This window comes from Nonomuraea sp. NPDC005650 (assembly GCF_040605375.1).
Classification (GTDB): Bacteria; Actinomycetota; Actinomycetes; order Streptosporangiales; family Streptosporangiaceae; genus Nonomuraea.
This window is the reverse complement of sequence record NZ_JBEXCR010000042.1, coordinates 79,149-92,558: the sequence shown is the minus strand read 5'-3', so window position 1 is coordinate 92,558 and position 13,410 is coordinate 79,149. Positions and strand designations below refer to the sequence as shown.

The following is a 13,410-nucleotide window of genomic DNA, read 5'->3' as shown; positions in this document are numbered from 1 at the left end:
TCAGGGATGCCTGTGGTCACCGACGCTCGGTCTCGCGCGGCGGGATCACGTCGGCGCCCGGGGCGTCGGCCCCCTTGCCGGTGCTGCCCTCCGTGGAGGTGGTCGCGTGGCCGCCGAACTGGTTGCGCAGCGCCGCGACCACCTTCATCGCGGGCGAGTCGTCCTGCCGCGAGGCGAACCTGGCGTACAGCGCGGCGGTGATGACCGGCAGCGGCACCGCGTGGTCCACAGCCGCCTGCACCGTCCACCGGCCCTCGCCGGAGTCCTGTGCATAACCTCGGAGCTGCTCGAGGTGCTCGTCGTCGTCCAGCGCCCGCACCATCAGGTCGAGCAGCCAGGAGCGGATCACGGTGCCGGTGCGCCAGCTCTCGAACGAGCCCTTGACGTCCTTGACGACGTCGGAGGCTTCGAGCAGCTCCCAGCCCTCCGCGAACGCCTGCATCATGCCGTATTCGATGCCGTTGTGGACCATCTTCGCGAAGTGCCCGGCGCCGACGTCGCCCGCGTGCACGAAGCCGTCCCCGCCTTGGGGCTTGAGCGTGTCGAAGATCGGCATGAGCCGGTCGACATCGGCCTTCTCGCCGCCGCACATGAGCGCGTAGCCGTTCTGGAGGCCCCAGACGCCGCCGCTCACGCCGCAGTCGACGAAGCCGATGCCCTTCTCGGCCAGCTCGGCGGCGTGCTTCTGGTCGTCCACATAGTGGGAGTTTCCGCCGTCCACGACGATGTCGCCGGGGTCGAGCAGCTCGCGGAGATCGTCGATCGTCGACTGGGTGGGCTTGCCGGCCGGAACCATGACCCAGACCGCCCGCGGCTGCCGCAGGCGCTCGACCAGCTCCTTGAGGCTGCCCACGTCGCTGACCGCGGGATCGCGGTCGTACCCGACCACGTCGTGGCCTCCGCGGCGCAGGCGTTCGGCCATGTTGCCGCCCATTTTGCCCAGTCCGACCATGCCGATCTGCATGTTGTCCTACCCCCTTGTCAGACTTCCATCATCCCCGATGACAGGATCAGCCTGACAGGCGGATGGGCATGATCAGATAACGGTAGTCCGTGGTGGCTCCGTCCTCCACAGGCTTGCCACCGGTGAGGATAGCGGGCTTCGTCGACGTGGTCATCTGAAGTCGCGCAACGTCGGAGTCGATCGCCCCCAGTCCTTCGAGGAGGAACTGGTGGTTGAAGGCGATGTTCATGTCCTCGCCCTCGTAATCCACAGGCAGTGCCTCGACGGCCTGGGCCTCGTCGCCGCTGCCCGCCTCCAGCACGACCTCGCCGCTCTTGAACGCCAGCCGCACCGGGGTGTTGCGCTCGGCGACCAGGGCGACGCGCTTGACGGCCTCCACGAACGACCCTGTGGACAAGTCCGCGCGGGCGGAGAACTCCGTGGGCAGCAGCGACCGGTACTTGGGGAACTCGGGGTCCAGCAGCCGCGTGGTGGTCCGCCGTCCGGCGCTGGAGAAGCCGATCATGCCCTCGCCGGTGCCGCCGGCCGAGCTGAGCGCGATCTCCACCTCCGCGCCGGTCGTGCCGAGCGCCTTGGCGGTGTCGGCGAGGGTCTTGCCGGGGATCATGGCGATCGCGGCGAAGTCGGGCTGGCCCGGCTGCCACTTCAGCTCGCGTACGGCGAGGCGGTAGCGGTCGGTCGCGGCGAGCGTCACGGTGTCGCCCTCGATCTCCATCCGCACACCGGTGAGCATCGGCAGCGTGTCGTCCCGGCCCGCGGCGACGGCGACCTGGCCGACCGCGGCGGCGAACACGTCGCTGCCCACCCGGCCGGCCGCGGGCGGCATGGCCGGGAGGGACGGGTAGTCCTCCACAGGCATGGTCAGCAATGTGAATCGAGCGCTGCCGCAGGTGACGACCGCCTTGGCGCCGTCCACCACGAAGTCCACAGGCTGTGCAGGAAGCGCGCGGGTGATCTCGGCGAGCAGCTTGCCCGAGACCAGCACGACGCCCGCCTCACCGGTCTGGAGTTCGAGCGTCACCTCGGCGGAGACCTCGTAGTCGAATCCGGACAGCTTGAGCTGCTGCGCCTCGGTGACCTCCAGACGCATGCCGGCGAGCACTGGCACCGACGGGCGCGCCGGGAGGCTGCGTGCCGTCCATGCCACCGCCTCAGCGAGAACGTCTCGCTCGATTCGGAACATCACGGTGATCGGCCTCCTGGGTTCGTCGTTGATTCAAGTGTTCACTCTCCCGCACCTGAGCTCCGGGAGAACCCCTCTATGGGTCTTGAGTTTCTTTGTTAGAGAGATAAGAGGTCATCACACTAGGGGCTGTGGAAACTGTGGACAACCAGCGTTCTCGCTGCTCAGCAGCCCTGTTTTCATCCACTGGGGGTGTGGGTGACGCCTGGGGAGAACTCGCGCGCCTGGGGATGAAGACTCTGTGCACACAGGCTGTCCCCAGATCTTGGTGCCTTCGTCCACCGGTTATCCACGAGGTTTCCACAAGTTGTCCACGGGGTAAAAGGGACGCGGCTGGAGTCCCAGATCGCCTGTTCACAGGCCGTCCACACGTTATCCACGAGTAGTCCCCAGGTTCTCCCCAGGGTGTCCCCAACCTTGTCCCCAGGCCCTGTGGGGGATTTTTTCGGGCATTGTGTGGCGAAGAGCCGGTGGGTTTCGGCGTTTCCGCAGATCCACAGTGTTTTCCACAGGCTGTGCATGATGTTCAGGCCCCGCGGGATGTCCGCTTGATACGCAAAGTCAACTCGTTGACCTGGTTGTACATCGACCGGCGCTCGGCGATGAGCGAGCGGATCTTCCGCTCGGCGTGCATGACCGTGGTGTGGTCGCGGCCGAACTGCTGGCCGATCTTGGGCAGCGACAGCTCGGTCAGCTCGCGGGCCAGATACATGGCGATCTGCCGGGCGTTGACGAGCGCGCGGCTGCGCGAGGTGCCGCACAGGTCGTCGATGCTGATGCCGAAGTAGTTGGCGGTCTCGGTCATGATCGCCGCGATGGTGATCTCGGTGTCGGACTCCGAGGTGATCAGATCCTTGAGCACCACCTCGGCGAGCTGCAGATCCACACCCTGCCTGTTGAGGCTGGCGAACGCGGTCACCCTGATCAGGGCGCCCTCGAGCTCGCGGATGTTGGTGGAGATGCGGCTGGCGATGTACTCCAGCACCTCGGGCGGCGCGGCCAGGCCCTCCTGGATCGCCTTCTTCCTGAGGATCGCGATCCGGGTCTCCAGCTCGGGCGGCTGGACGTCGGTGATCAGGCCCCACTCGAACCGGTTGCGCAGCCGGTCCTCCAGCGTGGTCAGCTGCTTGGGGGCGCGGTCGCTGGAGATGACGATCTGCTTGTTGGCGTTGTGGAGCGTGTTGAAGGTGTGGAAGAACTCCTCCTGGGTCTGCTCCTTGCCCTCCAGGAACTGGATGTCGTCCACAAGCAGGATGTCGATCGCCCGGTAGCGTCCGCGGAAGCCGTCGGCCTTGTGGTCGCGGATGCTGTTGATGAAGTCGTTGGTGAACTCCTCGGAGCTCACGTACCTGACCCGCGCGCCGTCGTACAGGCTCTGTGCATAGTGCCCGATCGCGTGCAGCAGGTGCGTCTTCCCCAGCCCCGAGTCGCCGTAGATGAAGAGCGGGTTGTACGCCTTCGCGGGGGATTCGGCCACAGCCACGGCGGCCGCGTGGGCGAACCGGTTGCTGGCCCCGATGACGAATGTCTCGAATGTGTACTTCTGATTGAGCCTGGCCGGTTCGCTGGGCTTGTTGCTCTTCGCTTCCCACCGGTTCGGAGCCGGCTCCGGCTCCTTTTCCACAGGCGGTGTGTACGACGGCGCCTGTTCAAAAGAGAAGCCTGGCTGTGGATATTCGGTGGATATCTGGGGCGGCTCAGGCTGTGGAGAATAGAACTGCGGAGGCTCGGAAGCCTGCTGGTGCTGCGATGGCGCGGGCTGTGGGTAACGCGGCTGACTCTCCACATTCTGGGGATAACCCTGAGTCACAGGCTGTTGATGAGGGTCGACGGACGGCGGCTCGGGCGCCGTTGTGTCGATCATCACAGCCAGCCGCATGGTCCGGCCGAGCTCCTGCGACAGCGCGTGCGCCACGAGCGGGCGCAGTTTGCCCTCGATGAGGTCTTTGAGGAAGTCGTTGGGGACGCCGAGCACGATCGTGTCGTTCGCCAGCGCGATCGGGCGCACCATCGCGAGCCACGTACGCTGCTGGATGGGCACGTTCTCGTTGAGGAAGTTGCTCAGGGCCCTCGCCCATACCGTGCCGAGGTCGACACCGTTCATGGTGCGGCTCCCCCTCCTTCCTCTCGCGGCCCCCCGCGATCGTTTATCCACATGCGCGGCCGCCCGCGGTGATCGGCGGCCCGTTCGTCCACAACGTGGCGGCCGGGCTTCGTACCCAGGCCCTCCACAGGAGATCCACAGGTTGTGCACAGCCCTTTAGCAGGTTCGGAAGGGCCGACAGTATCTATGTGCACAGCTGTGTTCAAGGCATTGTCCACAGCCTAGTGGCACCTGGGTGCACATACTGTGGACGCCGGGGCGGCGGTGGAAAAGTCGCCTGTGGAAAGGTGGATAACCCGTCCAGTTTGACCTGAGGGGCACTTCCCCCGTACCGTACGACGGTCGGCTTGTCACGCGACGGCTATTTCGCGTGCCCTCGCTTCCCTGGCAGGCCATCCTGTGTGTACAGCGCCCTTGCGGCGCACCTTCAAGCCTGGAGCCCACCCGTGAGCAAGCGTACTTTCCAGCCGAACAACCGTCGCCGCGCGAAGACCCACGGCTTCCGGCTGCGGATGCGCACCCGGGCCGGTCGCGCCATCCTCGCCGCTCGCCGCCGCAAGGGCCGCGAGAAGCTGTCGGCCTGATCGTTCCGCGCGTCAGTGGCCCGCCGGTGTGTCTTGCCGGCGGGCGTTAGGCGTATATACGGTGCTGTCCCGTCAATCCCGCATGCAGCGCGGGGAGGAGTTCGAGGCGGCCGTCAGGCGCGGTAAGCGCGCAGGTCGTCCGACTCTGGTTGTGCATTTCGCCACTTCAGGGGAAGAGTCCCCTCGAGTGGGTTTCGTGGTGAGCAAGGCCGTAGGCGGAGCTGTGACCCGGAACAAGGTCAAGCGACGGCTCCGACACCTGATGCGGGACCGTCTTGACCGGCTGCCGCGAGGTAGCCTGCTGGTGGTACGCGCCAATCCACCGGCCGCGTCCGCGCGATTCGAGCATCTGGCCGCCGAGCTCGACTCCGCACTGGAACGTTTGCTCAGGCGGCGCGAGTCCTCGACGGGTGGACAAAGATGACGGAGCAGCCGCAAGGGGTGACGCCGAGCCTCGCCGCTCGGGCGCTGATCATCCCCATCCGGTTCTACCGGGCGTTCATCAGCCCGATGCTCGGTCCGCGCTGCCGGTTCTATCCGTCGTGCAGTGCGTATGGGCTCGAGGCGATCGCCACGCACGGAGCTTTGCGCGGCATATGGCTGACTGTCCGGCGCATCGGGCGGTGCCACCCATTCCATCCCGGAGGTATAGACCCGGTGCCCCCACGCCCGGTCCGGTCCCACGAAACGCAAGGGAGATAGCTCGGTGGAGCTGTCCTGGCTCAACTGGCTGTACACAGCCGTCGCCCAAGTCATTACCTGGATCCACCAGGCATACAGCACGGTGCTCGACCCGAACAGCGGTTTGACCTGGGCGCTCACCATCATCACGCTGACCATCTGCATGCGGATCCTGATCTTCCCGCTGTTCCTCAAGCAGATGCGCTCGTCGCGAAAGATGCAGGAGCTGGCGCCGAAGGTCCAGGAGCTCCGTAAGCGCTACAAGAACGACAAACAGCGCATGAACCAGGAGGTCATGGCGCTGTACCAAGGTGCGGGCGCCAACCCCCTCGGCGGCTGTCTCCCTGTCGTGGCCCAGTTCCCGATCTTCATCTCGATGTTCACCGTGCTGCGGGCGATCGCGGCGGATCAGCCGAAGTTCGGGATGACGCAGGAGCTGGTCGACAGCGCCAAGCATGCCCTCATCCTGGGCGCCCCGCTTCCTGCCACGTTCTTCGAGGCGACCCAGGTCAGCGAGAAGATCATCATCGGCTTCTTCGTCGCGATCAGCTCGCTCACCACCTTCCTCACCGTCCGGCAGAGTGTCACCCGCTCGATGGCCCAGATGCCGGACAACCCCATGGCGCAGCAGCAGAAGATCCTGATGTACATCTCGCCGCTGTTCGCCTTCTTCAGCCTGAACTTCCCCCTGGGCCTGATCCTCTACTGGGTCACCACCAACCTGTGGACGCTGGGGCAGCAGCACTGGTTCTACAGCCGGCACCCGATGCCGCAGTTCGACGCCAAGGGCAACGCGGTCCCCATCGAGACCAAGCCTGGCCTGCTCGCCAAGCTTCGCAAGACCACGCCCGAGGAGCAGGCGCCTCCGCCTCCGCCGGAGCCTAAGATCGTTAGGCAGCAGCCGAGCCGCCAGTCCCGCAGCAAGCGCACCGGCAGCAAGAAGTCTTGAACATGAAGGAGAGGCCGGCCATGACTGAGGCCGAGCAGGAGAAGGCTCCTGATCTCAACGCGCTGGAGCAGGAAGGCGAGATCGCTGCCGACTACGTCGAGGGCCTTCTCGACATCGCCGACATCGACGGCGACATCGACATGGACGTCGAAGGCGACCGCGCCATGGTCTCCGTCGTGGGGCTCAAGGGCAACGAGCTCGTCGGCCCCGGGGGAGAGGTCCTGGAGGCGCTCCAGGAGCTGACCCGCCTCGCCGTGCACCGGCAGACCGGTGAGCGTTCCCGGCTGATGCTCGACGTCGGGGGCTACCGTGAGCGCCGCAGGGCGGAGCTGACCAAGCTCGGCACCGAGGTCGCCAACCAGGTCAAGGACGGGGGCGAGCCCAAGTCCCTGCACGCGATGACGCCCTTCGAGCGCAAGATCGTCCACGACGCGGTGGCGGCCGCCGGGCTCCGCAGCGAGTCCGAGGGCGAGGAGCCACACCGCTACGTGGTGGTCCTGCCCGCCTGAGAGGTGTTACGCCATCCGATCCGGCCGTCTGCCCGCACGTACGCGTGGTGGACGGCCGTTTCGCATTTTGCTCTTTTATCCCTGTACGTCTGCCTCAACCCGCATATTTGCGCGCATGCCCATTGTTAACGTTCTCCATCCGGACCGGGGCGCACCGACGGCGGCGTGCTGAAAGGTCGCCTTCAGACCGGCCCGCTAGTCTTCCACTGTGATCTCACCTTTAGCCTTGGGTAGAGACCACCCGCAATCCGGATTCCCACCGAACAAGGGCCACCAGCCCCAGAAAGGGCCACCTACCAGTGAGCGATGAGCTTCCGGCGCCGCCGGACATAGCGCGGGACGTCTTCGCCGGGGAGGCTTGGGAACGCGCGAACGCGTTCGCCCAGCTGCTGGCGGGGCCCGGCGTGGTCCGCGGGCTGCTGGGCCCGCGTGAGGTGCCCAGGATCTGGGATCGCCATCTGCTCAACTGCGCGGTTGTGGCCGAGGCCGTGCCCCCGGACGTGCACCTGGTGGACATCGGCTCCGGCGCCGGGCTCCCCGGGCTCGTGCTGGCGATCGTCCGGCAGGACATCACGGTCACGCTCCTGGAGCCGCTGCTTCGCCGTACCGTCTTCCTCGAAGAGTGCGTCGAGACGCTCAAGCTCGACAACGTCGAGGTGCTGCGCGCCCGGGCGGAGGAGCTGGCGGGCAAGCGGGAGTTCGACGTCGCGAGCGCCCGCGCGGTGGCGCCGCTCGACCGCCTGCTGAAATGGGCCATGCCGCTGCTCCACGAAGGTGGCGAGCTGATCGCCATGAAGGGGGAGCGCGCCGCCGAGGAGCTCGCCGAGGCGGAGGCTCAATTGCGGGCCATCGGGGCACGAACGGCCGAGCTTGTTACCGTCGGGCACGGTAAGGTCGAGCCGCCAGCAACACTGGTTCGGGTGGTAGCGGGTCGCACGCCGGAGCGAGCCAGGCGGCGACGAAGGAGGTGACTGTCGTGCCAGTCGCGTCAAGCGGTCTTGGCTGGCCGGACAGGCGTCCGTCCGAGAGTCCAAGCGGAGTTGGCTGGCCCGAAATGGGCGTGTCGCGACAGTCAATTCCGGGCACCGGCACACCACTGGTTGAAAGGATGGCCATCGTGACCCAGACCCCCCTGAATCCCGGTGATTCGCCGTTGGTACGAGAGGCACTCAGCTCAGTGGTTTCACGTGAAACATCCGCAACCCCGACGGCCGCCCAGACCCCCGGCGACGGGGACGGCACCTGGCCGCGCCCGGCGAAAACCAGGGTGATCGCGGTGGCGAACCAGAAGGGGGGAGTGGGCAAGACCACCACCTCGGTGAACATTGCCGCTGCCCTCTCGATGCATGGCCAGCGTGTCCTCGTGGTCGACCTCGACCCTCAGGGCAACGCCTCCACAGCCTTGGCCACCGAGCATCGCGGTGATGTGCCGGACGTTTATCAGGTCCTTGTCGACGACCTCCCGATGGCGGACATCGTCAAGCAGGTCCCCGACATGCCGAACCTCTACTGCGCCCCGGCCACCATCGACCTGGCCGGCGCGGAGATCGAGCTGGTCTCGCTCGTGGCCCGGGAGGCCCGCCTCCGGCGCGCGTTGGCGGCGTACGAAGCGATCGACCTGGACTACATCGTGATCGACTGCCCGCCGTCTCTGGGCTTGCTGACGGTGAACGCGTTGGTGGCGGCCGAAGAGGTCATGATCCCGATCCAGTGCGAGTATTACGCCCTGGAGGGCCTCGGACAGCTCCTCAGGAACGTCGACCTGATCCGCGCACACCTCAACCCCACGCTGAAGCTCTCGACCATCGTCCTGACGATGTACGACGGGCGGACCCGGCTGGCCTCCCAGGTGGCGGAGGAGGTTCGGTCGCACTTCGGCGACACGGTGCTCAACACGGTCATTCCCCGCAGCGTCCGCCTGTCGGAGGCGCCCAGCTATGGGCAGTCGGTGATGACGTACGACCCGGGGTCGAGCGGCGCGATGGCGTACATGGACGCGGCCCGCGAGATCGCCCACCGCGCCACGGTCGCCTAACCCAGACGACTCCCCACCCTCCTCCGAGGGCCACACACCAGGCGCCCCACCCCTCCCCGGCGTCCGCCACGCCCTCACCCAACCACGCCCTCAGCCGGCCCTGTGCGCCCCCTTCCCGCCATCACCCCCATCGCCAGACTGCGCCCCAACGGGCCGCGACCTACTCCACACCGCCCCGCCTCCTTCCGGCTCCGACACGGGTAGCAACGGGCCAATCCATGCCAAACACGCCCCTCCGCGGCCGCGTGAGCGATCGCCGGAGTGGTGGAGGGCGCCTGCACCGCGCCCCAGGCGCCCAGGAACGACGAATCGGCGCCGACAGACAAGCCGCCACCATCGTGGAGTGACGGGGGTGTGGAGTGACAGGGGCGCGGCCTGGAGGGGCATGGCATGGCAGGCGCAAGCCGTGATGGGGGAGCGATGACCCGGGGAGAGCGATGGTCTCGGGGGAACAACGCTCCGTGGGCATGGTGCTTCCGGGGACGCGGCGGTTTCGTCGCTGCGGTTGCCTCGGTGGTGCGGTGGTCTTGGTGGGCGCGGTTGCCTCGGGAGTGCGGCGTGCCTGTGGTTCCGGAGGCATGGGGAGCGACGATCCCTGGGACGACTGACATAGCGAGAAGGCGAATGCGGCGCGACAGCATGCGACGATCCAGCCGGGCAGCAAGATGCCGGGAGTGAAGGCGGGCTATCGAGGCGCCGGCACGCGGTCAGTCCCGCCTATCCAACCCGCCCCACTACTCCGCCGTCCCACTGCCTTGCCGCCCTGCCGTCCCGCTGCCCTAGCGCTAGTGCCCTTGCGCTACCGCCGCCCTACTGCTGCATTGGCGTCTCGCGGCGCCGCTGTCTCAGAGGGCTGCCCGATCATCTACCCGACAGTCCCGCCGCTCTACAGCCGCATCAGCGTCTTGGGGCCCGCCGCCCGCTCGCTGTGCCACAGATCCCGCGCCACCGTTTTCCACCCGCAGTCACCCTCCCCTCTTGCGGCCCGGCTGCTTCGTCGCCCCACCCATGCGCCCGCGCATCCACTCGCCCCATGCGTTTCCCTCACCTACGCATTCGCCGCACTTACCCGTCGCGCCTGTCGTCCTCCGCGCCTGTCGTCCTACGAGTCGGTCACCCTCCGCACCCGTCGGCCATCGAGCTCGTCCCCCACCAAGCCCTGTGGTCTCGTCCAGCGCTCCCGACTCACAAGCCCCAGTTGTCGATCACGGGCCGCCTTCGTGTGATCTGGATGCCGGGTGTTTCCGTACCGGCAGGCGCGGGACGTGGCGCGGGGCATGGCGGTGGACCGTGGGTTTGCGCGTGCGGTCGAGCGCGGGATGGGCTCAAGTCAGTCGTTGGGTTGGTTTGTGACCGAGTCGGTGTAAATAGAACGGGGCGGTGTGTGGCGAGGGGGCGCCCCGCCGCGCGCACGACGGTAACCTCTCCTGGAGTGACCGGAATCGGCCGGGTGGATGAGGAGACGCAGTGAGTCAGCAGCGGCGGGGATTGGGCAAGGGGCTCGGGGCGCTCATCCCGACCGGTCCCATCGTTGACGGAACGGGGACGGTTCCGCCCTCGTCGAACGGTTCAACGGGGGAGACGGGTCCAAGGCCGATCGCTGGGGCGTACTTCAAGGAGGTCGCGCTCGAGGCGATCGTCCCCAACCCGCGCCAGCCGCGTGAGATCTTCGATGGTGAGCGTCTGGAGGAGTTGGCGGCGTCCATCCGGGAAGTCGGTCTCCTGCAGCCGATCGTGGTCCGGTCGGTCGGGGGTGGTCAGTACGAGCTGATCATGGGGGAGCGGCGCTGGCGGGCGTGCCAGCAGGTCGGCCTGGATCCGGTCCCGGCGATCGTTCGCAACACCCAGGACACCGATCTCCTCCGGGACGCCCTCATCGAGAACCTTCAGCGCGAGCAGCTGAACGCCCTCGAAGAGGCCGCCGCCTATCAGCAGCTCCTCGACGACTTCCAGGCGACGCACGATCAGCTGGCGCAGAAGGTCGGCCGCTCCCGCTCTCACATCACCAACACCCTCCGCCTCCTGAACCTCCCGCCCGAAGTCCAGCAGAAGGTGGCCGCCGGGGTCATCAGCGCCGGCCACGCCCGAGCCCTCCTCGGCCTTGGCAACCCTGAGGAGCAGATCGAACTGGCCAAGCGGATCGTCGCGGAGCTTCTGTCGGTCCGGGCCGTTGAGGAGATCGTGGCGATGGGCAGCGCCAAGGCGGCAAAGAAGCCGGCCCGCGAGCGCCAGGCACCTAAGCCCACCGCCCCCGGTCTGACCCACCTCGCCGACCGTCTCTCGGATCACTTCGAGACCAAGGTGAAGGTGGACCTGGGGCGGCGGAAGGGGCGCATCGTCGTCGAGTTCGCCACGATCGACGACCTTGAGAGGATCATCGGCACCATGGCGCCGGAAGCCGTTCGCGCGATGCGGGAGTCCGAAGACTGACGCTGTTTCACGTGAAACCGTCGCCGCCGGCCTGTCGCGGCTCGCTGTTTCACGTGAAACGAGGGGGGTGGTCTGCATCGGCCGATCGATGTTTCACGTGAAACGAGGAAGGCGTCTGGTCCGGCCGAGGGGCTCCGCTTTGGTGAATCCACTCGCGGGGCGGCCCCTGAGTCTGGGTAGTCCTTGGGGTGTTTCACGTGAAACGTGGGAGCCCCTGCGTCGCGCGACCCGGAGAGGCGGCGTGTTTCACGTGAAACAGTGGGCGGCGTGGGCGCGAGGGAGCTACGCGGTGGCGGACTTGCGGATGTCGTCGAGGAAGTCGTCCACGTGTTCCGGCGTCGTGTCGAAGGCGGTCATCCAACGGACGATGCCGGCCCGCTCGTCCCAGTAGTGGAACAGATAGCGCCTCTTGAGGGTCTCCGTGACAGCGGGTGGGATGACGGCGAAGACGGCGTTGGACTGGAGCGGGTACGCCAAGGAAACGCCGGGCACATCCGCCAGACCGTCCGCCAACCTAGCGGCCATCCTGTTGGCGTGAGAAGCGTTCTCGTGCCATAGATCGTTCGTGAGGAGCGCCGAAAGCTGCGTCGAGATGAAGCGCATCTTCGAGGCGAGTTGCAGCGACTGGCGGCGAAGGAACGGGATGGCGTGGGTGAGCGAGGGGTCGAGGACGACGACCGCCTCTGCCGCCAGCGCGCCGTTCTTGGTGCCGCCGAAGCTGAAGACGTCCACCCCTACGTCCGTCGTGATGGCCTTCAGATCGCAGTCGAGATAGGCGGCGGCGTTGGCGAGTCTGGCGCCGTCCACGTGGAGTCGCAGGCCCGACTCGTGAGCCGTCTCCGCCAGGGCGGCGATCTCGGCGGGGGAGTAGCAGGTGCCGAGTTCGGTGACTTGGGAGATGGAGACGACCGTGGGCTGGGGCTCGTGGGGGCTGCCGATTCCGCCCAGGCGAGACTTGATGTCTTCCGGCCGGAGCTTGCCGTCCTCCGTCGGGATCGTCATCAGCTTGACGCCGAGCAGGCGTTCTGAGGCTCCGGTTTCATGGGCGGCGATGTGAGCGCTGTCGGCGCAGAGGATCGCGTCGTAGCGGCCGAGCATGAGGGCCAGCCCCACAAGATTGGCGCCCGCGCCGTTGAACACCGCGAATCCCTCGGCGCCCGCGCCGAACACTTCCTTGACCTTGTCCTCGAACGCAGAGGTCCAACTGTCGTCACCGTAGGCGGGCGCGTCTCCGTGGTTGGCTGAGGCGATGGCTTCGAGGATGGTCGGGTGCACGCCGGCGTGGTTGTCGCTGGCGAAGCTCTTGGGGTACATCGAATCGATCAGCACACGGTTAGGCTACTTACCTGCCTTCGATCCGGCGCCCGCGGGCATCCATCCATCGGGCGCCGCCCAGCGATCGGGGTCCTGTCCCACGCGGCTAAGCACCAAGCTCTCCGCCTACCCGGCTCTCCGCCCATCTGGCTCCCCAACTCTCCGCCTCTCCGCCTCTCCGCCTCTCCGCCTCTCCGCCTCTCCGCCTCTCCGCCTCTCCGCCTCTCCGCCTCTCCGCCTCTCCGGCTCTCCGCCTCTCCGGCTCTTCGCGTACGCAGATCGCTCGCTGTCGCCGTTCCGCTCGCTCTATCGAGGGGGGTGATGAACGGCAGGCGTGTCGCCTCGACCCCACATCCGCGCTACACGCTCGCTCTGCTCCGGCATAGCAATGGCTGTGATGGCTGACCGTGCGAAAGAAGGGGCGGCGCTTGATGCTGCACTTCGGGAAGCGCTGCGTCGTCGCTGTTGGCCCTGTCGGACGAAGGTCTGGTCTGGGCAGCGGGTTACCTCAAGGATTCGGCCATGCGGCCGGAAAGAGGTCTCCGTATAGCTGCGCGGCCGGATGCTCGTCTCCGAGCCAGCCGGCCGTTCACTTCCGGGGCGGTCGCTGGCGTCTGGGTTGGTGGTGCTGTCGGAGGCTCGTCATCGTGTCGGCTG

The 13,410-nt window shown here is 67.0% G+C and carries 12 protein-coding genes; 8 read left to right on the top strand and 4 right to left on the bottom strand.

The features are described from left to right. Positions 1–16: 16 nt before the first annotated feature. From gnd to dnaA, 3 genes are all read right to left on the bottom strand, one after another. Entirely contained in the window at positions 17–964 is a 948-nt protein-coding gene (gene gnd, locus ABZS69_RS50585) for a phosphogluconate dehydrogenase (NAD(+)-dependent, decarboxylating) (protein ID WP_355387159.1), read from the bottom strand. 46 nt (positions 965–1,010) lie between these two features. Further along, positions 1,011–2,150: a DNA polymerase III subunit beta gene (dnaN, locus tag ABZS69_RS50580; RefSeq protein ID WP_355387156.1), complete on the bottom strand. Its 1,140-nt coding sequence runs from the start codon at positions 2,148–2,150 to the stop codon at positions 1,011–1,013. A gap of 523 nt (positions 2,151–2,673) precedes the next feature. After that, positions 2,674–4,251 (bottom strand): chromosomal replication initiator protein DnaA, encoded by a 1,578-nt coding sequence (gene dnaA, locus ABZS69_RS50575; RefSeq protein WP_355387153.1) that lies wholly within the window; start codon positions 4,249–4,251, stop codon positions 2,674–2,676. Positions 4,252–4,697: 446 nt separating this feature from the next. Between dnaA and rpmH the strand changes: the two genes are divergently transcribed. From rpmH to ABZS69_RS50535, 8 genes are all read left to right on the top strand, one after another. Then, complete coding sequence (rpmH, locus tag ABZS69_RS50570; protein ID WP_043614899.1) at positions 4,698–4,835, top strand: 50S ribosomal protein L34; 138 nt, start codon at positions 4,698–4,700, stop codon at positions 4,833–4,835. A gap of 61 nt (positions 4,836–4,896) precedes the next feature. Next, complete coding sequence (gene rnpA, locus ABZS69_RS50565; protein WP_355387150.1) at positions 4,897–5,259, top strand: ribonuclease P protein component; 363 nt, start codon at positions 4,897–4,899, stop codon at positions 5,257–5,259. Beyond that, positions 5,256–5,537, top strand: a complete 282-nt coding sequence (yidD, locus tag ABZS69_RS50560) for a membrane protein insertion efficiency factor YidD (RefSeq protein WP_319718238.1) — start codon at positions 5,256–5,258, stop codon at positions 5,535–5,537. Before rnpA ends, yidD begins: the two co-directional genes overlap by 4 nt. Positions 5,538–5,541: 4 nt before the next feature. Next, positions 5,542–6,465, top strand: coding sequence for a membrane protein insertase YidC (gene yidC, locus ABZS69_RS50555; RefSeq protein WP_355387146.1), 924 nt, complete (start codon positions 5,542–5,544; stop codon positions 6,463–6,465). 20 nt (positions 6,466–6,485) lie between these two features. Beyond that, positions 6,486–6,974, top strand: coding sequence for a R3H domain-containing nucleic acid-binding protein (locus ABZS69_RS50550; RefSeq protein ID WP_355387143.1), 489 nt, complete (start codon positions 6,486–6,488; stop codon positions 6,972–6,974). A 299-nt stretch (positions 6,975–7,273) separates the two neighbouring features. Continuing rightward, positions 7,274–7,945: a 16S rRNA (guanine(527)-N(7))-methyltransferase RsmG gene (gene rsmG, locus ABZS69_RS50545; protein ID WP_355387140.1), complete on the top strand. Its 672-nt coding sequence runs from the start codon at positions 7,274–7,276 to the stop codon at positions 7,943–7,945. Positions 7,946–8,082: 137 nt separating this feature from the next. Further along, the gene (locus ABZS69_RS50540; protein ID WP_355387238.1) at positions 8,083–9,009 is read left to right on the top strand and encodes a ParA family protein; all 927 of its coding nucleotides are present in this window, start codon (positions 8,083–8,085) and stop codon (positions 9,007–9,009) included. Between the two features lie 1,467 nt (positions 9,010–10,476). Next, on the top strand, positions 10,477–11,439 hold the full coding sequence (locus tag ABZS69_RS50535) for a ParB/RepB/Spo0J family partition protein (protein WP_355387137.1): 963 nt from the start codon (positions 10,477–10,479) through the stop codon (positions 11,437–11,439). A gap of 282 nt (positions 11,440–11,721) precedes the next feature. Here the strand turns inward: ABZS69_RS50535 and ABZS69_RS50530 are convergent, their stop codons facing one another. Next, complete coding sequence (locus ABZS69_RS50530; protein WP_355387134.1) at positions 11,722–12,768, bottom strand: aminotransferase class V-fold PLP-dependent enzyme; 1,047 nt, start codon at positions 12,766–12,768, stop codon at positions 11,722–11,724. Positions 12,769–13,410 lie beyond the last annotated feature (642 nt).